A 21,880-nucleotide genomic window follows, 5' to 3' on the forward strand; every position below is an offset into this window, starting at 1 on the left:
GATTTAGCCCGTTTTTAAATTGCCAATCTCAATTCGGCTTTAGCAAAATTTATCACTTATCTTAAACTCAAAGTGTCGACAATCTTGGTCCAGTCCCGAAACTTCGGGATACAAAAAATTAAAATGGTTTCTCCTCAAGCCCCGATGCAAGGGAAAATCTCCCGATTTTTCATCGGGAATTTGGAAAAGCAGCGGGAATTGCGATGGCTGATAATTCACCGACCATTCGCTCCAAAAAAAAATTATTTGGCCATTGAAAGCCTTGTCATTATTGGAAAATGGTCTGAGTTGACGAAGTCTGGATAGTTTTCAAAACTTTTGACTTCCATCTTTTTATCGGCAAAAATGTAGTCGATTCTTGCGGGATAATAATTGAAATTGTAGGACTTCCCGAAACCGGTTCCGGCTTCTTCAAAAGTATCGTTGAGATCGCCACGAATGCTTCGGTAAACGAACGAAAACGCACTGTTATTCATGTCGCCGCAGATAATTTCTGGGAGTTTGCTGTCTTTTTTGTGGTTCATTAAAATTTCGGCCTGCTCTTGTTGCGCCTTAAACGCAAGGCTCATACTTTTAATCATTTTCTTCGATTTCTGCTCATTGATTCCGTTGATATCTTCATTTATTTCGTGAACGTCTGGCGTGATTTTGATGGATTGCAGGTGCATATTATAAATGCGAATCGTGTCTTTTCCCCGTTTTATATCGGCATAAATTGCGTTGTTGTTGGAATTTGGAAAGACAATATCGCCTTTGTTTATAATCGGAAATTTAGAAAAAATGGCTTGCCCGGTAAGCGTTTTATCGCCTTTCATCAAGATAAATTTGTGCTTGTAAGCGCGGAGATTGATTTTGCCTTCAGAATATTCTTGAATGCAAAGAATGTCTGGATTTTTGTCATTTATAAATTCGGCAATCAACTCTGGAACGTCGTCTCTCTCAATCCATTTGTAAAGATTTAAAAGGCGAACATTGTAACTCATTACCGTAAAATCATTGTCAGATTCGGCAATATCGGTGCTTGAAAACTTATAAAACTTGTTGATAAACGTAATTCCCATCAATAAAACCAGCGAAGAAAGCAGGATTTGTCGCTTCATCTGAATTCCCCAATAGATAAAAAAGAGCAAATTGAAGATCAACATTAACGGCAAAACCAATGTCAAAACCGAAAGAAAAGGAAACAGTTTTGGCGCCAAAAATGGTAAAATATAAGCAAGGAAAGTCAACACAGTCAAGACGATGTTGAGCACAAACATTACTTTATTGAACCACGAAAGTTTTTTCATTTATTGGATTTACTACTAATTTAAACGTGCAGAAAAGCGACTTATTTTCCGGCTCTGAAAAGAAATTCTTTTTCGTCTTTTGTGAGGCTGTCATAACCAGATTGGCTGATTTTGTCTAATATTTCGTCAATCTGTTGTTGCGTTCTGTCTTTTACCACAATCTTACTTACGGTTTTTTCTTTTGGCTGGGTTGGATTTCTGTGGACTTTTTTGAACGGAGTTCCTTTTTTTGGTTTGAAAATATTGGTGAAAAAGTTGATGATATTCGTTATGATCAAACTCAAATCGGTTCCGTTTTGCAATAACTTGATATATAAGAATCCGAAGAAAGCACCGCCAAGATGTGCGATGTGTCCGCCCATATTGTTAGTCGGCAATTGGATTAAATCTAAAATTAAAAATACAGCAGCGATGTGCCACAATTTTACGTTTCCAATCAGCAAAAGTCGCAATTGATAAAATGGTGCGTAAGTTGCTGAAGCGATAACTACAGCCATAATTGCACCAGACGCTCCGATTAAAACGCCTGCGCCTGCAAATAAAAAGTAAGTCAGAACGAAAATTAATCCAGAGAAAATCGCGGCTAAAAGGTATAATCCGAAGAATTGTTTTTGCGTAAAAAATGTAAGAAACAATCTCGCTGCAAAATTTAAAACCAAAAGATTAAAAATCAAGTGCATTATTCCTCCATGGAAAAAAGCATAAGTCAATAAAGTCCAAGGCTTGAAAATCAACTCTGACGGAGATGAAGAAAGCAAGAGCCAATAGTTGACCTGCACTATTGCTTGCGGTGAAAATGCTTCAACCAAAAAATAAATTATCGCAAGACCGATGTTCCAAAAAATTAGCTGGACTTCTATTCCACCCGATTTGTATTGCGATTTTAAATCATCAATAATTCCCATAAATAAAAATTATTAGTTCCAGCGTCTATCGTTAAATTGATTTTTTTTCCAATACCACATCATTATGAAACCGATTATGGCACCGCCGATGTGGGCGAAATGAGCAACACCACCAGGCCCATCTCCAAATATTGAATTTCCTGCAACTCCTAAAAATAAATCAAGACCGATAATTATTGGCACAAAAAATTTAGCTTTAATTGGAACCGGAATAAACATCATCATCAATTCTGCGTTTGGAAACATAAATGCGAAAGCAACTAATAATCCGTAAATTGCTCCAGAAGCACCGACCATTGGTGTTTGATTTTGAGCTGCTGCTTGAAATAAAGCCGTGATATTTGATTGATTAGCTAATTCAACTTTACCAACGCTCTGCAAAATTGGCTCAAGTCCTTTAATAAATAAATCTGACCTGTAGCTAACTCCATCTGAAAAACTAATATTTAAAATCTTGTGTAGTGTCGCATTGGTAAGTTCTAAATCAGAAGCAGCTTTTAGCGCATTCTGCAACTCTAAATAGTTAACTCCTAGTTGCAATAATGCCGCACCAAGTCCGCAAGAAATATAAAAAAAGATAAACTTTTTGCCTCCCCAAAAATGCTCAAGAGCACTTCCAAAAGAATACAACGCAAACATATTGAAGAAAATATGCATGATATTTCCGTGCATAAACATATGCGTAATCGGTTGCCAATATTGAAAATGATTGTTCTGTGGGTTGTAAAGTGCAAAAAGCTCTTCTGCCAAAGGCGCAAATTGCGATCCAATAAAAAAGATTACGTTTATAATCAGCAACTGCTTGACTACGGGCGTGATGTTCATCATACTGCGAATTTTTTATCTAAATCTTCAACACGCATTGTGATGAAGGTGGGTTTATGAAAAGGCGAAACATTTGGTTCTTTACAAGCAAAAAGTCCGTTGACAAGGTTTTCTTGTTCTTTTTCAGTCAAATAAGTTCCGGTTTTTACGGCAAGGCTTTTTGCCATTGATTTTGCAATCGTATCGTTTTGACTAAAACTGCTTTCCGGAATTCCGTCTTGTAAGTCACTCAATAATTGTTCCAACAGAATTGAAACCTCGCTTTCTGTCACATTGACGGGCAAACCCGAAATTACAACAGAATCTTCATTAATTTCTTCAAAAACAAAACCAGTATTTACTAAAGAAAGTTCTAATTCTGTAATCAAATTAATTTCATTTGAAGAAAAATACAGATTCAACGGAAACAATAATTGCTGACTTGAAGCTTGATGAACTGTCATATTCGTCAGAAATTGCTCATATAAAACACGCTGATGCGCACGTTGCTGATCGATAATCACCATCCCAGATTTTATCGGGCTGACGATATATTTTTTATGAATTTGATACGTTCTATGAATTACTTCCTCAATTTCTTTATCGTTAAAAAGCGAGCCTGTCACTTCTTCCGATTCAAATTCGATGTCTTCGATTTGCGTAACGGTTTCGGTATCTTGCTTTAAACCAACGTATAAACTTTCCCAACTTGATGGTTCTGGTTTTTTATACGAAGAAAAACTGCCGCTATTCGATGAACTGCTGTAATTGCTTCCTCCAGAATATGATTTAGACGAAGTTGGATCTGGATTTCCAAACGGATTGAAATTCGCATCTACCTGAATAATCGGCATTGACGCTTCCTTTCCTTCGTAATCATAAGGCGTATCTAAATTTGAATCTCTGTCAAAATCCAAAACCGGAGCGACGTTAAATTGTCCCAAACTATGTTTTACAGCTGAACGCAAAATCGCATACAACGCATGTTCATCGTCAAATTTAATTTCTGTTTTTGTCGGATGAATATTGATATCGATTGTGTTTGGCGGTACATTCAAGTAAATAAAATAACTCGGTTGCGCGCCATCTTTCAATAATCCTTCATAAGCCGCCATGATTGCGTGGTGCAAATAACCGCTTTTAATAAAACGATCGTTCACAAAAAAGAATTGCTCTCCCCTATTTTTCTTTGCAAATTCGGGCTTGCTTACAAATCCTTGAATTCCAACAATTTCAGTACTTTCTTGAATCGGGACTAATTTTTCATTGGTTTTGCCCGAAAAAATATTCACGATTCGCTGTCTGAAATTAGACTGCGGCAAGTTAAACATTTCGCTCCCGTTGTGATACATCGTGAAATGAATATTGGCGTGCGCCAAAGCTACACGCTGAAATTCATCTAAAATATGACGATGTTCCACAGTATCAGATTTCAAGAAATTTCTTCGAGCCGGAATATTAAAAAACAGATTTTTAACCGAAAAAGAAGTTCCTTTTGGCAAAACAGCTACATCTTGCGTGATAAATTTGCTTCCTTCGATAACCAATTGAGTGCCCAATTCATCTTGGTCCTGGCGCGTCTTCATTTCCACATGGGCAATCGCCGCAATGGAAGCCAAAGCCTCACCACGGAAACCTTTTGTGCTTAATGAAAACAAATCTTCAGCCAAACGAATCTTTGAAGTCGCATGACGCTCGAAACACAAACGCGAATCGGTAACGCTCATTCCCTTGCCATTGTCAATGACTTGTACCAAGGATTTTCCGGCATCTTTAATAATTAATTTGATATCTGTGGCACCCGCATCCACCGCGTTTTCAAGAAGTTCCTTGACAACGGAAGCAGGTCTTTGCACCACTTCTCCAGCAGCGATTTGGTTGGCAACGTGATCAGGAAGCAATTGGATTATACTCGACATTCTATGAATTTGATTAACTCGCTTCTCTTAAAAAAGCTTGGGAAACGACTTTCAAAGTTACGGAAATAATGTAACACTTGAAAAATTTGAAATTGCGAAAACCAGAAAGTTTTACACATAAAAAAAGCCTATTTCTAAATTTGAAATAGGCTTCTTAAATTTATTTTTTAGTTCTTACAAAGAAGATTGCTGTCTTAAATAAGCCATTTTCAAAGCTGCAATTGCCGCTTCGGTTCCTTTGTTTCCGTGAATTCCACCGCTTCTATCGATTGATTGCTGTTCGTTATTATCTGTCAAAACACAGAAAATCACAGGAACATCAGTTTGAACATTCAAATCTTTAATTCCTTGCGTAACGCCTTCACACACAAAATCAAAGTGTTTTGTTTCGCCCTGAATTACACATCCAATCACAATCACAACATCCACTTTTTGAGTTTCAATCATTCTTTTTGCTCCATAAATAAGCTCAAAGCTTCCCGGAACATTCCATCTCACAATATTATTTGGAACCGCATCACAATCTAAAAGCGCTTTTTCTGCACCAGAAAAAAGTCCTTCCGTTATTTTGTCATTCCATTCTGAAACAACAATCCCAAACCGAAAATCTTTCGCGCTTGGGATTGTGTTTTTATCGTATTCTGATAAATTTTTATTAGCTGTAGCCATTGTATTTTAGATTTTAGATCTTAGACTTTAGATAACAGTTAAACTGAAATCTGGAATCTGCAGTCTAATTTATTGCGCCAAACCGATCATTGCGTCAACGTTCGATGCTTCAATAGAAGTTGCGTAATTTTCTTTGATTTTTGTAAAATATTTCAAAGCGTCAGCATTTTGTTTCAAAGTTAAAGCTGTTTGTCCAGCTTTCATTAAGAAACGTGGTGTTGTCACGTCGTTTTCATTAACTTCAGAAGCTTTTACATAATATTCTAAAGCTTCTTTTGGTTGGTTCAATTGAGAAAAAGCATCTCCAATTGCACCTTTTGCAAGAGCTGACAAGAATAAATCTTTAGAAGAAAATTTCTCTAAATAATCAATAGCTTCCTTATATTTTTTAGTATTCAAGTAAGCAATTCCTGCGTAATAATTTGCGATGTTTCCAGCGTCAGTTCCTGAATAATCTTCAGCAACTTGAACAAAACCTGGCTGTCCTTCAGAAACTTTCAAAGAAAGCGCATAAAGTGAATCTGAAACTTTTGGATCTTGAGAATCAGTAGCTTCTTGAAAATGTTTTTGAGCCACGAACATAACGTTTGCCGCTTCGTCTTCTTTTGGTTCAGACACAAATTGTTTGTATCCTAAATATCCAAGCGCACCAAGAGCAATAACTCCGATAAAAATGAAAATACCTTTTTGGTTTTTAGCAACAAACTCTTCGGTTTTTGAAGCACCTTCGTCCAAAGAATTGAAAACTCCAGCCGTTGTACTATCTTTTTCTGAGATGTTATCAATTGGGTCTGGTTCGAATCCTTTTTCTTCTTCAGGTTTTGGAGCTTTATATCCTCTTTTATTATACGTTGCCATTAATATTTAATTTAGTGAGGTGCAAAAATAAAATTTTTATTCAAAACTAAAAGATGTTTTGTCGTTATTTTTGAATAATTTGCACCCTCTTAAAAAAAAGATTGTAATTTTTCCAAAGTTCTCACTATCAGTTGGGGTTTGCAGATGTATTTAAAAAAAATTTCTTTATTCAATTATAAAAATTTCTCCGAGGCTAACTTCGAATTTGACAACAAAATCAATTGTTTTGTTGGAAAAAACGGCATCGGTAAGACAAATGTGCTCGATGCGATCTATCATTTGTCTTACGGAAAAAGCTATTTTAATCCGTTGGCAGTTCAAAATATTAAGCACAATGAAGAGTTTTTCGTAATCGATGGCGAATTTGAAAAAGACGGCAGAAACGAGCAAATCGTCTGCAGTTTAAAAAAAGGCCAAAAGAAAATATTGAAGCGAAACGGAAAACAATACGATAAGTTTTCTGACCACATCGGTTTTATTCCTTTGGTGATTATTTCTCCGGCCGACCGCGATTTAATTGTGGAAGGAAGCGAAACCAGAAGAAAGTTCATCGATTCAGTGATTTCGCAATTGGATTCAAATTATTTGCAAGAATTGATTCAATACCAAAAAATTGTCAGTCAAAGAAATGCGCTTTTGAAGTATTTTGCCTTGAATCACGTTTTTGAAAACACTACCTTAATTATATATAACGAACAGCTTCATCATTTGGGACATTCGATTTTTGAAAAAAGGAAGCAGTTTTTACAAGATTTTATTCCGATTTTCAACAAACATCATCAAGCGATAACAGGCAATGCAGAAACGGTTCAAATCGTCTATGAAAGTCAGTTGCACTACAACGATTTGATGACTTTATTTGAAGAAACTCTAGGCAAAGATCGTGTGTTACATTACACAAGCACTGGAATTCACAAAGACGATTTATCTTTTGAAATTGACAATCATCCGATTAAAAAATTTGGTTCGCAAGGACAGCAAAAATCATTTTTGATTGCTTTAAAACTGGCGCAATTTGAATTCGTAAAAAAACAAAGCAAGCAGAATCCGATTTTGCTTTTTGATGATATTTTCGATAAGCTCGATGAAACGCGCGTTGGAAAGATTATTGAAATGGTAAATAATGAAGATTTCGGGCAATTGTTTATTTCAGACACGCATCCAGAAAGAACGGAAACTATCGTGAAATCAATGCACCAGAGTTATAAAATCTTCCAGCTTTAAGATTAATTCCTTCTTAAAAAAAATCCCAATTCTATATTTTTTCATAATATTGTTACAGTACTGAACTCATAATTCATTAAATCATAACTTATAATTGTCAAAAAATGGTTTCTACGAAAATATTTCAATTTTTAAATGATATTAAAGAAAACAACAACCGCGAATGGTTTCACGATAACAAAGCATATTACGAACAATATAAAAAAGAATATTCAAAATTAATCCAAGCTTTTTTAGACGAAATGATTCCGATGGATAATTCGCTTCGCCATTTAGAAGTCAAAGATTGTTCGTTTCGTATCGCCCGAGACATCCGTTTTTCAAAAGACAAAACACCTTATAAAACGCACATGGGAATTTGGCTTTCGGGCGGAACAAAAAATACCAATTTACCCGGATATTACATTCATATCGAGCCCGGAAAAAGTTTTATTGGCGGTGGCGTTTGGTGGCCAGACAATAATGATTTAAAGAAAATCAGAAAGGAAGTTGCGTATTTTCATGAAGATTTGGAAGAAATTCTTGAAAATAAAAAGTTCAAAAAAGAATTTGGCTCATTTGAAAGAACAGAAACAAATTCGTTAAAAACTTCTCCAAAAGATTACGAAAAAGATCACGTTGCCATTGAATATTTGAAACTAAAAAGCTTCACGGCCGGACAAAATATCGATGACAAATTGCTGACCGACAAAGATTTCGTAAAGAAAATTTCAGAAAAACTAATCGCTTTAAAGCCCTTAAACGAGTTTTTGACACGCGCGCTCACGACCGAAGATTAATTATGATTTCAAAAAGGTTTAAAGTACTTTTGTCATTCAAATTTATCATTTCATTCAATGGAAATCATCGAGAATTTTTCGCTTAAAAAACACAATACTTTTGGCATTGAAGCCACTGCAAAACAATTTGCATCCGTTCATTCTGTTGAAGAATTGAAGCAAATTTTACAGGAAAACACTTCGCAGAAAAAATTCATTTTGGGTGGCGGAAGCAATATGCTTTTGACCCAAAACATCGATGCCTTGGTAATTCACGTGGATTTGAAAGGAAAAAAAATAGTGGAACAAAACGATAACTTTGTTCTTGTGGAAGCACAAGCTGGTGAAAATTGGCATGAATTTGTTCTTTGGGCGATCAACCAAGATTTTGGCGGATTAGAAAACATGTCGCTGATTCCGGGAAATGTAGGTACGACTCCCATTCAAAATATTGGCGCTTATGGAACGGAGATAAAAGACACTTTTTTTTCTTGCGAAGCGATTAATATTCAAACTTTTGAGACTAAAAAATTCACGAAAGAAGAATGCAAATTTGGCTACCGCGAAAGTATTTTTAAGAACGAAGCGAAAGACCAATTCGTCATTACTTCAGTAGTTTTTAAATTGACAAAACAGAAACACAAAATCAATATTTCGTATGGAGATATTGCTGCAGAATTGACAAAAAAAGAAATCGTAGTTCCAACATTAATTGATGTTAGCAATGCAATTATTGCAATTCGCCAAAGCAAATTGCCAGACCCAAAAGAATTGGGAAACAGTGGCAGTTTCTTCAAAAACCCTATTATTCCGAAGAGTGATTTTGAAAGAATTCATCTTTTGCATCCAGAAATGCCGAGTTATTCGGTGTCAGAAACAGAAGTTAAAGTTCCAGCGGGATGGCTTATTGAAAAAGCTGGCTTTAAAGGAAAACGCTTTGGTGACGCAGGAATCCATAAAAATCAAGCCTTAGTTTTAGTGAATTATGGAAACGCAACTGGCCAAGAAATATTGAATGTTTCGAAAGATATCCAAAAAACGGTGAAAACACTTTTTGATATTGAAATTGAAGCAGAGGTGAATGTGATTTAAGACAGAACTGATATTTCATTTATAGACAAAAAAAAGAGACCCGAAAGTCTCTTTTTTTTTTATTTGGCAGAAATTTTTATCTTTCTCCAATAGTCTTAACATTTGAACTATTCAATTTATAAGCTGTCATTACCGCGTTATAATCTGTTAAATCAACGCTATTTGAAACTTTTCCAACACCTGAATAATAACCTGGAATAATCACAACTCTAAAAACTTGGTTTACTGAAAATGCTGGTTCTTCTTCTGGAGCAAAATTGCTTTCTAAATAAATATTTATATTATTTACGGTAAAATCAAACGTGTATTGCAAAAACTCAGCGCCACCTCCAAAAAAGTAAGTCTGTGGTAAAGCTTCCCATACATCATTTCCCCCAGAAGTTCCTGACAATCTGTAGATCAAAATCATATCAGAACTATAAATCTGCGGATTTAATGTGTAATTAATTTGGTAATTATTTGCTGCGGTAAAAGATGTGTTTTGATTAATCTCAAAAACCTCTGCAATTGTATCATTGTCAACACGATCATCGTCGCTTGAACATCCTGTAAATGCCGTCATTGCGGCAACTGTCAATAGTAAAAATATTCTTTTCATAACGTTTTATTTTATTTGTTTATAAATGTATTCCAAAAATAAAGCCAAAAAAATTTTTTTAGAGAATTTTAATAAAAAAATTTAGTAATTTGAGGTTATGGAAAAATTTAAGCTTTACATGGTCATCATTGGCTGCACTCCAGATGGGCGATTGACTGAACAACACGATACTTTTTTTGGAATTGCAAAGTCTTTAAGGGATTTGGTTCCGCAAATGATTGCTTTTTGGCCCGAAGCAAAGGGCGAAATCCACATTGATGCTTGGCGCGAAGTGACTTCAGTTGACGGTAATTTGATTGAAATTGTTCCAAAACAAGAAAACAATTCGTCGGTTGAAAAGCTTTTTTTTATGAATCTGGGTGGTTACAAACCAGGCGAATTTGAAGAATATCATTATAAATTACTGACTGTTGCCGAAACGCTTTCCATCGCCACAAAAAGCAGTAAAGAAAACGCGTTTTACAAACATTATGGCTTTAAAGGCGCGACTTCGCACATCGATGAAAAATACGGGATTGATATTGACAACGCTTATAAAGTGCAGGATATTTTGTCGTCAGAATTTAAGGAAAACTTTCAATTGAAAATCACGAAGCAAGAGAATATTGCAGAAGACGAATTGCATATTGGTTACTTAAAAATTTCGAAGTTGTTAAAATCTAACGATTTATAATTTCTTCTAAATTGATTTCGTGTAATTTTTGAGTGGCGTTTATGAAAGGTTTCCGAACAAATTGTTCGTTGGTAAAATAGATTTTTTCTCCGTCAGAGGTAATTCCTTCGATTTGATGAAAAGGCAATTTCAATTTGATTTTCTTTTTATTTCCAGAGAAGAAATCGGTCAAATTATAATCTGACAAAACATACAGAAAAGGTTTTAATTTTTTGGAATAACCGCAGAGAACAACTTGATTTGTACCTTCTATAAAGGTGGCATCCGTAATTAATCCATTGACATTATAAGTAGATTTTAAATTTGCAATGTGATTTCCCGGATTCTTTGGCAATGAATAAACGCTGGTTTTTCTTGATTTCCATTGCTTTGAAAAAATATAAATGCTGTCTTTTGAAACAATAAAAGCTTCGCCGTCGAAATCAGTTTCATTAGATTTTTTTGCGGTGAAGTCGTTTTGGTCAGAATAATTGAATTGTATCGAATCAATCTTTTGAATTCCTTGTAACAACGATTCTTTTTCAATTCTTAAGAGATGCAAATCAGTTCTATTTCCGGTGACATTATTTCCAAAATCCCCGATATAAATATAATTTTCATCTTGCGAAATGGATTCCCAATCTTTATTTATAACCTTTTTTAAAGCAATTGTTTCTAAAATCTCACACGAATTTTTGTCTAAAGCATATAAATTGGTATCTCCGTCGTCATTATGCGTCCACAATTTATCATTCCAAAATAACAATCCAGAAGTTTCATGCACTTTTTGGTCTATAACATTTGAAGAAGTTGGCTTCAAACGTTGACCAAGAACAGAACTACATCCGAAGAAAAAGATTAGTAAATAAAAAATTGATTTCATAAGGTCTAAAAATAAGAAAAGCCACAGACAACTGCAGCTTTTCTTGATTATTATTTTCGAAAATTATGGATTTGCTTTCAAAATTTTAGAGAAAAAATAAACGTGATATGGAACTGAGTTTTCCCAATATTCCCAAGTATGCGCGCCCGGACGTTCTGTATAATCGTGCGGAATTTTTTCATAAACCAGTCGTCTGTGCAATTCTCGATTTGATTCAATCAAAAAATCATCCACCCCGATATCGATTATCAAAGGCATTTTGTTCGCTTTAATTTTGTCGATCATTCCAAGCACCGCGTTGGCTTCATACAACTCTTTATTTCCAGATTCATCGCCAAAAACAGGTTGCATCAGTTTTTTAACTTGGTCGGCGTTGTCTCGGTTTAACATCGAGCCCATGTCGAGCGCGCCACTCATACTTCCCGCCGCCAAATATAACTCTGGATGTTTTGCTGAAAGCGAAAGTGCGCCGTGGCCTCCCATCGATAATCCGGTGATTACGCGTCCTTTTTTTTCTGCAATCGTTCGGTAAGTTTGGTCAATTTTCTGAACGACTTCCTTAGTAATATACGTTTCAAATTGACTTTCTTTATTCGACTTACTGTCTAAATAAAAGCTGAACGTCTCGCCTTCTGGCATTACAATTATCATATTATATTGGTCGGCAAGATCTTTCACAACCGATTTATTTGGAGTGCTTTTCAACCAATCTCTGAAATGTCCATAAGCGCCGTGCAAAAGATACATCACGGGATATTTTGTTTTTCCTTTAGCATAAGAATTTGGAAGAACGACGGCTGCATTATATGTTTTTCCCATCGCCACACTTGGAATCGCAAGCGTATCAACTTTTGCCGCGTGAGAAAAATTAGCGTGAGTTATTAGAAAGACAAATAAGAGAATTTTTAAAGTTTTCATTTTTTAAATAGTATTGGTTTTCAAAGTAAAGGCATTTTCTCAAGATTTAAAAATAAAATCTAAGGATTTGTTGCCCAAACTGTGGCATCGGTAATGAACCTTTGTCTTTGTTTAAATTAAGGTTCATCACATTCACTTTTTATGTTGCTGAATAGTTTTTCGAATTCGTTTTGAGGCGTTCCGTCGTCTTCAAAATGATAAACGACGTGATTGGCACAATTCCACCAACCATAAGTCATGAGTTGTTTTCTCGCAAAAAATAGTCTGTCGGAAGAAGCATTTTCTTGGTTGTATTTTTCCAAAACTCTATCTGGAGAACCATTTTTTTCCATTTGTCTTTCTATCAAATTTTTCCAAGTTTTCAGCAACAGCTCATCATCCGAAGAAGATAAAGCTAAAGCATATTCTCGACAATGCTCTGTGAAACGGTTTTTCATTAAAATTTGAGGATTTGTGTAAGCTTGAATCGCAATCTTTTTCAATTCATAACTTTCAGTCAATTCTCTCATTTTATTCTTTTTCAATTGAATCCAATAAGGCTCGTTAATTATTTTGAGATTTTTGAACACCAATAAACTTTCGTTGTATTTTTCGTCTAAAATTTCGACACTCAAATTGGCGACATCTTCCTCTTTACTTGGCGTTACATCATAACTCAAATAACCGCTGAACCTCCACCAAAGCTCATAAGTTGCTTGCAATTCAGACGCCGTATATTTTTTTGAATCGTAAGTTCCTTCTTTGAGGCACAATTCAGTTTGCCATTTAAAAACAGCTTCCTTTGTTGGATTAACTGTGGTAGAATCAACTTCAATTGACGGATTTTCCTGATTAGTTACTACGTTTTCTTCTTTCTTTTCTGAACAGCTAAAAATTGCTAAAAGAAATACGATTTGGAAGATTTTGTTTTTCATTTTAAAATCTGAAATTCATTGATTGCTAATTTACCACAAATTTTAACCGAATAATTTTTCTTGTATTAAATTTCTCTAACATAATTTTATAGCTTTCCTTGCCGCTTTTATAGTATATTTAATAAAAATTGCAATTTTCTTATGCCTAAACAAATCTATTTTTTCCTTCTACTTTTAGTTTTATCAAGCTGTGGCGCCAAAAAAGCAGACCGCATTGATGATTATGTTTTTAAAACAAAGTCAGCCAAAACCGAATATTTAAAATCGTATAACGGTGCATTAAAACTTTGGAAAATCAACTTTAAAGAGGAAGATTTAATCACAAGTTATGGAACGGCTCACATTATTATTTCTGGGCCAAAAGATGCGTCGCCATTGATTTTACTTCACGGAATGGACGCCAGTTCCACGATGTGGTATCCAAATATCGAAGCGTTTTCTAAAAATCACCGCGTTTATGCCATCGACTTTTTAATGGAACCCGGAAAATCAGTTTCTTGCGGAGAAACTTTAAATAAAACGGAAGTTGTGACTTGGTACAACGAAATATTTGATCATTATAAACTAAAGAAATTTAAGCTTGTTGGTGCGTCGCGTGGCGGTTGGATCGGAACTTTGCTTGCAATTCAAGAAGAAAGTAGAATTACCAAATTAGCACTTTTAAGTCCGGCGCAAACTTTTGAAACCATCGACAGCAAAAGAAAAGCGATGCCTGCGCTGATGCTGAAATTGTTTCCCAATAAAAATAAACTTCGACGCACTTTGAAGGCGTTTTCATATTATCCGAAAAAGATTGACACTTTATATAAAAAGCAGTTTTATTTGGCAAATAAATATGCAAAAACCAATACAAGTATGCTTCAAATGACGCCTTTTTCTAAGGATGAATTGAAAAATATCACAATTCCTGTACTAATTTTAATTGGCGATCATGATGTTATTAATTCAGACGATACCGTAGAAAAAGCCCAAAACCTGATTCCAAAAAGCGAAGCAGAAGAAATTAAAAATGCAGGACACTTTCTTACAATCGATCAATCAAAAACTGTAAATCAAAAAGTGGTTGACTTTCTTAAAGATTAAAATTGCACATAAAAAAAGAGATGCATTGCTGCATCTCTTTTTACCCATACATATTCTTACTGAATTTAACTATGCAAACTTATAAGCCCCCCAGCCTGTAAATTTCTTACAATATTAAGGCTGATTTTCGATTAAATTCTTACACTATTTTAGTAATAGTTTATACTATTCCAATGTTTTTCAAAATTTAACTTTTTACGGACGTAAAATTTTAGGTTTATAAAATTATCGTTGTAAAATATACCAGAAATAAAAAGACCTCAACGAAGCGAATATAAATACGATTACTAAAATCCAATCTTTAAATTTCAATAATTTGCTTATTGCGGGATGTAGATCTTGTTGATTAGATTGTGGATTTTGTCTTCTCCAAAGAATCAAAAGATAAAATAAAACTGCCGGAATTAAGAAAATAAAGGCGTTAACTAAATGGTTTTGCGTAATCATTTCATTTAAAATTTATTATTCTTAAAATACAATTTTTAGGATTTTTTTCTAAAAACTACTTCTTTAAAGATTTATATACCCAAAGATTTTCCTTTGCAAAAAAGTACAAATACACCGCCCCAAAAAATACTGTAAAATAATTCACAAACGGAATTTTAAAATCTAATGCAATTCGCGCCGCGCATGAGATAATCAAAAATGCCAAACCTGCGTACATTAAAATTCCTACCACCAAAAATGATGCTTTTGACTCTCTGTAATATTTATATCCCAAAACTATAATTGCTATTAATGCTATAAAAGACACCGCTTTTCCAAAAAGGTTTTCGATGCTATTTATCCCAAACATCGATAAAAATGCCAGCAACAGAATATATAAAAACGAAGGAAAAAAATAAAGCATATTCATCACAATTCGATCTTCAGCTTCCTCCATCTGCTTCGACATTTCTTCATTGATTTCTGAAATATCAAAGCCATCATTTTGAAGTCTTTCGATGATTTCTTTCCTGAGATAATTATTGCTGGTGTAACGCTCGAGCTCTTTTTTTATGTCTTTCATTGTATATTTTTCTTGTTGCAAAAATAATCCGTTTAAATCAAAAATATCGATTTCTGAAAGTTTAATTTACTGATAACCTCTGGCCTGCAAGGCGAACAATTCGGCATATCTTCCTTTTAATTCGAGTAATTCTGAATGTGTTCCAATTTCAAGTAATTCGCCTTTGTCTAAAACTAAAATTCTGTCGGCCAAACGCGCTGTTGAAAATCGGTGCGAAATCAAAACCGCAGATTTCCCTTTTGTCATTTGAGAAAAACGCTGAAAAACCTCATATTCAGCTCTAGCATCTAAAGCAGCAGTTGGTTCGTCTAAAATTAAAACCTGCGATTCTTTCATATAAATTCTTGACAGCGCCACTTTTTGCCATTCGCCACCCGAAAGTTCTACGCCATTATTAAATCTTTTTCCTAAAGCTTGTTCAAAATTATTTGGAAGTTTTTCTGCCAAAGTATCTGCCGTACTTGCTTTTGCAGCGGTTTTTATTAGTTCTAAATTGTTTAATTCAGAAATATTTCCAACGGCAATATTGCTCGAAAGCGTCATCTGATATCGCAAATAATCTTGAAAAATCACGCCTATATTTTGCTGTAAATCTTTTGGATCATATTCTTTTAAATCAATTCCGTCTAAGAGAATTCTTCCTTCCGTAGGCTCATAAAGTCGCGCCAAAAGTTTTACTAACGTAGTTTTCCCAGCTCCGTTTTCTCCAACCAAAGCGAGGGTTTCACCCGGATTTAGCGTAAAATTCAAATGTCTGTTTGCCCAGTTTTCGCTATGGCGGTATTTAAAACCTACATTTTCAAAAGTAAATCCTTTCAAAATTGGATTTGGAAACGGAATCGGATTTTTGTTGACAACGATATTCGGCTGAATTTCGAAAAAATCTAAGAAATCATTCAGATAAATGGCACCTTGAGAAATTGTTGTAAATCGAAGCAGAATTCCTTCAGTCAAAGTTCGAAGTTGACGAAATGATCCGGCAAGAAAAGTCAAATCTCCCACAGAAAGTTGTCCGTTAATCGTTCTGATAATTATAAAAACATAGGCTCCATAATATCCAGTACTTCCCAATATCGAGAAGAAACCGCCCCAAAAAGCGCGTCTTTTTGCAAGTTTTGTGTTGTCTTTATAAAATTTATCAGATAATTTTTTGAATCGATTTATGACAAAATCAGCCAAATTAAAAATCTTGATTTCCTTTGCTGTTTCATCGCTTGCGCCTAAATATCTGAGATAATCAAGCTCTCTTCGCTCTGGAGTTTGGCTTCTCGTAAGTGAATAATTCTGGTTGTTAAAATAAGATTCTCCTAAAAAAGCAGGAAGAATTGTCAACACTAAAATCGCAATCAACCACGGATTAAAAGTGAATAATCCACCGATTAAAAATGCCATCGAAATCAAATCTTGTATTTGTCCCATGACTTGCGAAAGCAACATCGTTCTGCCTAAAGTTTGCTGTCTGGCGCGTTCTAATTTATCATAAAATTCAGAATCTTCAGTTTGTTCTAAATCTAAAATGGCTGCATGACGCATAATTTTTACCGAAGTGTGATTCGAAAAACTATCGCCTAATAAACTGTCCAAAAGACTGACGATTCGGTTCAAACCATCGGTAATTATGGCCAGTAGAAATTCTAAACCAACAAGTTCCCACAAATAAGTTGTGTCGTTCAAACCTCCCGAAGTATTCAGTATAATAACCTCATCAACAATTAGTTTTCCAACGTATAAAAGTGCCACAGGCATTGCAGAACGCAAGATTCTGAAGAAAAAACTAAAAAAAGTTTTCTTCGGACTGCTTTGCCAAACTAATTTAAAAAATGCCGGAAGATTTGACAATGCAGAAAGTCTTTGTTTAAATGTTGGCTTGTAAACTGGTGGCGGATTTCGGTTTTGTTTCATAGTGCAAATTTACACTTGATTTGCTTATTATATTTTAATCTTAACAAATTATAACATTGAAAAAAATGCATCTTCTTTCCAATTTGCCGGATTATTTTCAATATAATTCTGAATGCGCTCATAAGATTCAGAGTTTCTAATGATGTGGTCGTGAAATCGAGATTGCCAGCCAAAATCAGTATTTTTCTGGCGAGACATTTTTGTGACAATCGATTTATAAGAACCGACCATTGTGGATATGGTAGAGGCAGAAAACTGCTCTTTCTGTGAGCGTAAATTTGAATTTATAATCAAAATTCCATGTACATGATTCGGCATGACAACGAAATTCCCTAATTCCACGGATTGAAAATGATTCGGAATTTCTAACCAAAATTGAACTGCAAGTTTTCCAATATCAGACAATTGCATTTCTCCTTTTAAAATTTTTCCAAAATAATGTTTTCGTGATTTTGTGCAGATTGTTATAAAATAAGCGCCATTATTAGAATAATCCCAAGATTGAAGACGCGCCGACGGAATGCGGTATTTGTTTAAATATTTATTTGACATGGCGTTGATATTATTTTACAAATGTGGATTGTTTTTCTGAAAATTAATATGATTTGGTGATTTTTTTTTCGTTGTCCGTAGAGACATGGCATTGCCTTGTCTAAATTAACGGTTTTTGCAAACATTTTGTTTCCAAAAAAAAGACAGGGCAATGCCCTGTCTCTACCGTAAAAAAATAAATATTTTTACATATTCCTTCTATACTGTCCACCCACTTCAAACAACGATAATGTGATTTCTCCCAACGAACAAATCTTGGTAGCTTCCATCAATTGCTCAAAAATATTTTTATTGTTTATGGCAACGTCTTGGATAATCGAAAGTTGTTGCTCGGTTTCATCTGCGTAGAATTTATGAAGATTGTCCAACATCGTGATTTGAAATTGCTTTTCCTCTTCCGTCGCACGGATTACTTCCGCAGGAATCACCGTTGGAGAACCTTTCGAGCTCAAGAACGTATTCACACCAATAATCGGGAATTCGCCCGTATGTTTCAGCATTTCATAATACATGCTTTCCTCTTGGATTTTCGAACGTTGGTACATCGTTTCCATTGCGCCAAGCACGCCACCTCTTTCGGTAATTCTGTCGAACTCCAATAATACGGCTTCTTCCACTAAATCCGTCAATTCTTCAATGATGAACGAACCTTGGATTGGGTTTTCGTTTTTCGCCAGACCTAATTCCTTGTTGATAATCAACTGAATGGCCATTGCTCTACGAACCGATTCTTCCGTTGGTGTCGTAATTGCTTCATCATACGCGTTGGTATGCAACGAGTTACAGTTATCGTAAATCGCATACAAAGCCTGTAAAGTCGTACGAATATCATTAAAATCAATCTCTTGGGCATGCAACGAACGACCCGAAGTTTGAATATGGTATTTCAACATCTGAGCTCTTTCGTTTGCTCCGTATTTATTTTTCAACGCTTTCGACCAGATTTTTCTGGCTACTCGACCAATCACCGCATATTCAGGATCGATTCCGTTTGAGAAGAAAAACGATAAGTTTGGTCCAAAGTCGTTAATATCCATTCCTCGGCTCAAATAATATTCCACGTAAGTGAAACCATTGGCCAAAGTAAACGCCAATTGCGTGATTGGATTGGCACCAGCTTCCGCGATATGATAGCCCGAAATCGAAACCGAATAGAAGTTTCTGATGTTATTCGTAATAAAATATTCCTGAACATCACCCATCAATCTCAAGGCAAATTCTGTTGAGAAAATACACGTGTTTTGAGCTTGGTCTTCTTTCAAAATATCCGCTTGAACCGTTCCTCGAACTTGCGAAAGTGTTCTTACTTTGATTTCTTCGTAAATTTCTTTTGGCAAAACCAAATCTCCAGTAACCCCCAAAAGCATCAAACCTAAACCGTTATTGCTTTCTGGAAGATCGCCGTTATATCTTGGTCTTTCGAGACCTTTTTTCTTGTAAATCTCATCGATAATTGCCTCAACTTCATCTTCAAGATTATTTTCTTTGATGTAAATTTCGCACTGCTGATCAATCGCTGCGTTCATAAAGAATCCAAGCAACATTGGAGCCGGACCGTTAATCGTCATACTCACAGAAGTCAGCGGATGTGCCAAGTTAAAACCAGAATATAATTTTTTCGCATCATCCAAACAACAGATGGAAACTCCGGCATTACCGATTTTCCCATAAATATCCGGACGTAAATGCGGGTCGTTTCCGTATAAAGTCACACTGTCAAAAGCCGTTGACAAACGTTTTGCAGGTAGACCGGCACTCACGTAATGGAAACGCTTGTTGGTTCTTTCTGGACCACCTTCACCAGCAAACATTCGCGATGGATCTTCGCCTTCACGCTTGAAAGGATACAATCCCGAAGTGAATGGAAATTCTCCCGGAACATTTTCTTGCAGGTTCCATTTTAAAATATCGCCCCAAGCTTCGTATTTAGGCAAGGCCACTTTTGGAATCTGTGAATGCGACAACGATTCGGTATGCGTTGCAATCTTGATTTCCTTGTCACGCACTTTAAAAGTATAGACAGGGTTTTTGTATTTGTTTACTTTTTCGTCCCAAGTCAAGATGATTTCCCAGTTGTAGGGATCCAAATCCATCTTTACTTTGTCAAATTGATTTAAAAGTAAATTTAGGAAGATTCTGTTTTCATCTTCTTCAGTTGCACTTTTGTAAACCGAATCATCGTTGATTCCTGTTTTAGTAATCTCAGGTTTTTTACCCGAAACCGATTCGATGGTTTTGAAAATTCCGTATAATTTTTGAGCAACCTGCTGTTGTGTCAAAGCGGTAGCATCATATTTTCTATTGTTTTCAGCAATTTCTGAAAGATAACGTGTTCTGTGAGGCGGAATCACGAAGATTTTTTCGCTCATTTCGCGTGTGATTTCGAAAGTAGATTTCAAGTCAGATGCTGTCTTTTCTACAATCTTGTCCATGATTGCTTTGTAGAGCGTGTTCATTCCTGGGTCGTTGAACTGAGAAGCAATTGTTCCGAAAACCGGCAAATCATCTGGATTGGCATCCCAAAGATTGTGGTTTCTCTGGAATTGTTTTTTCACATCACGCAAAGCATCCAAAGAACCTCTTTTGTCAAACTTATTAATCGCAACCAAATCGGCAAAATCAAGCATATCGATTTTTTCCAACTGCGTTGCGGCACCAAATTCTGGCGTCATCACATATAATGAAACATCAGAATGGTCCATAATTTCAGTATCAGATTGCCCGATTCCTGAAGTTTCTAATATGATAATATCGTATTTCGCTGCTTTTAAAACCTGAATTGCTTCGGCAACATATTTTGACAAAGCCAAATTTGATTGACGGGTTGCCAGCGAACGCATGTAAACACGAGGATTATTGATGGCGTTCATTCGGATTCTGTCTCCCAATAACGCACCGCCGGTTTTTCTTTTTGAAGGATCGACAGAAATCAATCCGATAGTTTTTTCTGGAAAATCTATTAAAAATCTTCGAACCAATTCATCTACCAATGATGATTTTCCCGCTCCACCGGTTCCGGTAATACCCAGAACTGGGATTTTGCTGGTTTCATTTTGCTTGTGGATCGTATCTAAAGTTTCCTTTGCAATTTCAGGGAAATTTTCGGCAGAAGAAATTACGCGGGCAATTGCCGTTGGATTTTTTTCCTCCAAATGATTGATTTCTCCATTCAATTTATCTCCAATTGGAAAATCAGATTTTTGAACCAAATCGTTGATCATTCCCTGCAAACCTAATTCACGTCCGTCATCGGGAGCATAAATTCTTGTAATTCCGTAGTCCTGCAATTCCTTGATTTCATCCGGAAGAATTACACCGCCGCCACCGCCGAAAATCTTGATATGTCCTGCTCCTTTTTCGTTCAAAAGGTCATACATATATTTGAAATATTCGTTGTGACCGCCTTGATAAGAAGTCATTGCGATGGCATTTGCATCTTCTTGGATGGCCGTATTTACAACCTCTTCCACACTTCTATCGTGACCTAAATGAATAACTTCCACTCCGGTAGACTGGATGATTCTTCGCATTATGTTGATGGCAGCATCGTGTCCGTCAAAAAGCGCTGCTGCAGTTACAATTCTTACTTTATTTTTAGGAATATAAGGTTTTGCTTGTTCCATATTAAAATATCTGTCGATTTTAGGTGTGCAATTTACGAAATCTTTAAAAATTTGGAAGTATTTGGCGCTGGAAATTGTGAATGAATTAATCAGACGATTTTGGTTTGGGTAGAATTCAACTTGGATAACATAGATTCTGCGAATTCCTGAAATTTCTAAAATATAAATATTCTCGTATAAAAAAACCCTTCCGAGCTAAATCGAAAGGGTTTCTGGGAAAATTCTGGG

General features: G+C 35.5%; 19 protein-coding genes. 5 read left to right on the plus strand and 14 right to left on the minus strand.

What is annotated here, in order from left to right; all coding sequences use genetic code 11:
• Positions 1-242: 242 nt before the first annotated feature.
• From ACFPVY_RS08280 to ACFPVY_RS08305, 6 genes are all read right to left on the minus strand, one after another.
• Positions 243-1,289: an endonuclease/exonuclease/phosphatase family protein gene (locus ACFPVY_RS08280; RefSeq protein WP_379791498.1), complete on the minus strand. Its 1,047-nt coding sequence runs from the start codon at positions 1,287-1,289 to the stop codon at positions 243-245.
• Between the two features lie 41 nt (positions 1,290-1,330).
• Positions 1,331-2,194 (minus strand): rhomboid family intramembrane serine protease, encoded by an 864-nt coding sequence (locus tag ACFPVY_RS08285; RefSeq protein WP_379791499.1) that lies wholly within the window; start codon positions 2,192-2,194, stop codon positions 1,331-1,333.
• Between the two features lie 12 nt (positions 2,195-2,206).
• Entirely contained in the window at positions 2,207-3,022 is an 816-nt protein-coding gene (locus ACFPVY_RS08290; RefSeq protein ID WP_379791500.1) for a rhomboid family intramembrane serine protease, read from the minus strand.
• Positions 3,019-4,917, minus strand: a complete 1,899-nt coding sequence (gene mutL, locus ACFPVY_RS08295; RefSeq protein WP_379791501.1) for a DNA mismatch repair endonuclease MutL — start codon at positions 4,915-4,917, stop codon at positions 3,019-3,021. The genes ACFPVY_RS08290 and mutL overlap by 4 nt, the downstream gene beginning before the upstream one ends.
• A 174-nt stretch (positions 4,918-5,091) precedes the next feature.
• A complete protein-coding gene (ribH, locus tag ACFPVY_RS08300) occupies positions 5,092-5,586 on the minus strand; it encodes a 6,7-dimethyl-8-ribityllumazine synthase (protein WP_379791502.1) in 495 nt (164 codons plus the stop codon).
• 69 nt (positions 5,587-5,655) lie between these two features.
• On the minus strand, positions 5,656-6,444 hold the full coding sequence (locus ACFPVY_RS08305; protein WP_379791503.1) for a tetratricopeptide repeat protein: 789 nt from the start codon (positions 6,442-6,444) through the stop codon (positions 5,656-5,658).
• 144 nt (positions 6,445-6,588) lie between these two features.
• On the opposite strand from ACFPVY_RS08305, the gene recF reads away from it, so the two are divergent.
• The 3 genes from recF (at position 6,589) to murB (ending at position 9,518) form a co-directional block, all read left to right on the plus strand.
• Positions 6,589-7,668 (plus strand): DNA replication/repair protein RecF, encoded by a 1,080-nt coding sequence (recF, locus tag ACFPVY_RS08310; protein ID WP_379791504.1) that lies wholly within the window; start codon positions 6,589-6,591, stop codon positions 7,666-7,668.
• Positions 7,669-7,772: 104 nt separating this feature from the next.
• Positions 7,773-8,447 (plus strand): DUF2461 domain-containing protein, encoded by a 675-nt coding sequence (locus tag ACFPVY_RS08315; RefSeq protein ID WP_379791505.1) that lies wholly within the window; start codon positions 7,773-7,775, stop codon positions 8,445-8,447.
• Positions 8,448-8,504: 57 nt separating this feature from the next.
• Entirely contained in the window at positions 8,505-9,518 is a 1,014-nt protein-coding gene (gene murB, locus ACFPVY_RS08320) for a UDP-N-acetylmuramate dehydrogenase (protein ID WP_379791506.1), read from the plus strand.
• Between the two features lie 76 nt (positions 9,519-9,594).
• Here murB and ACFPVY_RS08325 read toward each other — a convergent pair whose 3' ends face one another.
• Positions 9,595-10,116 (minus strand): hypothetical protein, encoded by a 522-nt coding sequence (locus tag ACFPVY_RS08325; protein WP_379791507.1) that lies wholly within the window; start codon positions 10,114-10,116, stop codon positions 9,595-9,597.
• 97 nt (positions 10,117-10,213) lie between these two features.
• On the opposite strand from ACFPVY_RS08325, the gene ACFPVY_RS08330 reads away from it, so the two are divergent.
• Positions 10,214-10,789: a DUF1543 domain-containing protein gene (locus ACFPVY_RS08330; protein WP_379791508.1), complete on the plus strand. Its 576-nt coding sequence runs from the start codon at positions 10,214-10,216 to the stop codon at positions 10,787-10,789.
• Here the strand turns inward: ACFPVY_RS08330 and ACFPVY_RS08335 are convergent.
• From ACFPVY_RS08335 to ACFPVY_RS08345, 3 genes are all read right to left on the minus strand, one after another.
• Positions 10,776-11,651, minus strand: a complete 876-nt coding sequence (locus ACFPVY_RS08335; RefSeq protein ID WP_379791509.1) for a T9SS C-terminal target domain-containing protein — start codon at positions 11,649-11,651, stop codon at positions 10,776-10,778. The two genes, ACFPVY_RS08330 and ACFPVY_RS08335, sit on opposite strands and share 14 nt — an antisense overlap.
• Before the next feature lie 63 nt (positions 11,652-11,714).
• A complete protein-coding gene (locus tag ACFPVY_RS08340; RefSeq protein WP_379791510.1) occupies positions 11,715-12,569 on the minus strand; it encodes an alpha/beta hydrolase in 855 nt (284 codons plus the stop codon).
• A gap of 116 nt (positions 12,570-12,685) precedes the next feature.
• Entirely contained in the window at positions 12,686-13,483 is a 798-nt protein-coding gene (locus tag ACFPVY_RS08345) for a hypothetical protein (protein WP_379791511.1), read from the minus strand.
• Between the two features lie 141 nt (positions 13,484-13,624).
• Here ACFPVY_RS08345 and ACFPVY_RS08350 point away from each other — a divergent pair, with 141 nt between their 5' ends.
• Positions 13,625-14,566, plus strand: a complete 942-nt coding sequence (locus tag ACFPVY_RS08350) for an alpha/beta fold hydrolase (RefSeq protein ID WP_379791512.1) — start codon at positions 13,625-13,627, stop codon at positions 14,564-14,566.
• A 502-nt stretch (positions 14,567-15,068) separates the two neighbouring features.
• Here the strand turns inward: ACFPVY_RS08350 and ACFPVY_RS08355 are convergent.
• The 4 genes from ACFPVY_RS08355 to ACFPVY_RS08370 form a co-directional block, all read right to left on the minus strand.
• The gene (locus tag ACFPVY_RS08355) at positions 15,069-15,575 is read right to left on the minus strand and encodes a hypothetical protein (RefSeq protein ID WP_379791514.1); all 507 of its coding nucleotides are present in this window, start codon (positions 15,573-15,575) and stop codon (positions 15,069-15,071) included.
• 66 nt (positions 15,576-15,641) lie between these two features.
• Positions 15,642-17,477 carry an ABC transporter ATP-binding protein gene (locus ACFPVY_RS08360; protein WP_379791516.1) on the minus strand — a complete coding sequence of 612 codons (1,836 nt, stop codon included), beginning with the start codon at positions 17,475-17,477 and terminating at the stop codon, positions 15,642-15,644.
• Positions 17,478-17,525: 48 nt separating this feature from the next.
• Positions 17,526-18,029: a transposase gene (locus ACFPVY_RS08365; protein ID WP_379791517.1), complete on the minus strand. Its 504-nt coding sequence runs from the start codon at positions 18,027-18,029 to the stop codon at positions 17,526-17,528.
• Between the two features lie 185 nt (positions 18,030-18,214).
• Entirely contained in the window at positions 18,215-21,652 is a 3,438-nt protein-coding gene (locus tag ACFPVY_RS08370) for a methylmalonyl-CoA mutase family protein (protein WP_379791518.1), read from the minus strand.
• Between the last annotated feature and the right edge of the window lie 228 nt (positions 21,653-21,880).

The organism is Flavobacterium qiangtangense (assembly GCF_042658345.1).
GTDB lineage: Bacteria > Bacteroidota > Bacteroidia > Flavobacteriales > Flavobacteriaceae > Flavobacterium > Flavobacterium qiangtangense.

Coding starts and splice junctions, on each gene's coding strand:
- ACFPVY_RS08280 (WP_379791498.1), bottom strand. CDS start 1,289: ATGAAAAAACTTTCGTGGTTCAATAAAGTAATGTTTGTGCTCAACATC.
- ACFPVY_RS08285 (WP_379791499.1), bottom strand. CDS start 2,194: ATGGGAATTATTGATGATTTAAAATCGCAATACAAATCGGGTGGAATA.
- ACFPVY_RS08290 (WP_379791500.1), bottom strand. CDS start 3,022: ATGATGAACATCACGCCCGTAGTCAAGCAGTTGCTGATTATAAACGTA.
- mutL (WP_379791501.1), bottom strand. CDS start 4,917: ATGTCGAGTATAATCCAATTGCTTCCTGATCACGTTGCCAACCAAATC.
- ribH (WP_379791502.1), bottom strand. CDS start 5,586: ATGGCTACAGCTAATAAAAATTTATCAGAATACGATAAAAACACAATC.
- ACFPVY_RS08305 (WP_379791503.1), bottom strand. CDS start 6,444: ATGGCAACGTATAATAAAAGAGGATATAAAGCTCCAAAACCTGAAGAA.
- recF (WP_379791504.1), top strand. CDS start 6,589: ATGTATTTAAAAAAAATTTCTTTATTCAATTATAAAAATTTCTCCGAG.
- ACFPVY_RS08315 (WP_379791505.1), top strand. CDS start 7,773: ATGGTTTCTACGAAAATATTTCAATTTTTAAATGATATTAAAGAAAAC.
- murB (WP_379791506.1), top strand. CDS start 8,505: ATGGAAATCATCGAGAATTTTTCGCTTAAAAAACACAATACTTTTGGC.
- ACFPVY_RS08325 (WP_379791507.1), bottom strand. CDS start 10,116: ATGAAAAGAATATTTTTACTATTGACAGTTGCCGCAATGACGGCATTT.
- ACFPVY_RS08330 (WP_379791508.1), top strand. CDS start 10,214: ATGGAAAAATTTAAGCTTTACATGGTCATCATTGGCTGCACTCCAGAT.
- ACFPVY_RS08335 (WP_379791509.1), bottom strand. CDS start 11,651: ATGAAATCAATTTTTTATTTACTAATCTTTTTCTTCGGATGTAGTTCT.
- ACFPVY_RS08340 (WP_379791510.1), bottom strand. CDS start 12,569: ATGAAAACTTTAAAAATTCTCTTATTTGTCTTTCTAATAACTCACGCT.
- ACFPVY_RS08345 (WP_379791511.1), bottom strand. CDS start 13,483: ATGAAAAACAAAATCTTCCAAATCGTATTTCTTTTAGCAATTTTTAGC.
- ACFPVY_RS08350 (WP_379791512.1), top strand. CDS start 13,625: ATGCCTAAACAAATCTATTTTTTCCTTCTACTTTTAGTTTTATCAAGC.
- ACFPVY_RS08355 (WP_379791514.1), bottom strand. CDS start 15,575: ATGAAAGACATAAAAAAAGAGCTCGAGCGTTACACCAGCAATAATTAT.
- ACFPVY_RS08360 (WP_379791516.1), bottom strand. CDS start 17,477: ATGAAACAAAACCGAAATCCGCCACCAGTTTACAAGCCAACATTTAAA.
- ACFPVY_RS08365 (WP_379791517.1), bottom strand. CDS start 18,029: ATGTCAAATAAATATTTAAACAAATACCGCATTCCGTCGGCGCGTCTT.
- ACFPVY_RS08370 (WP_379791518.1), bottom strand. CDS start 21,652: ATGGAACAAGCAAAACCTTATATTCCTAAAAATAAAGTAAGAATTGTA.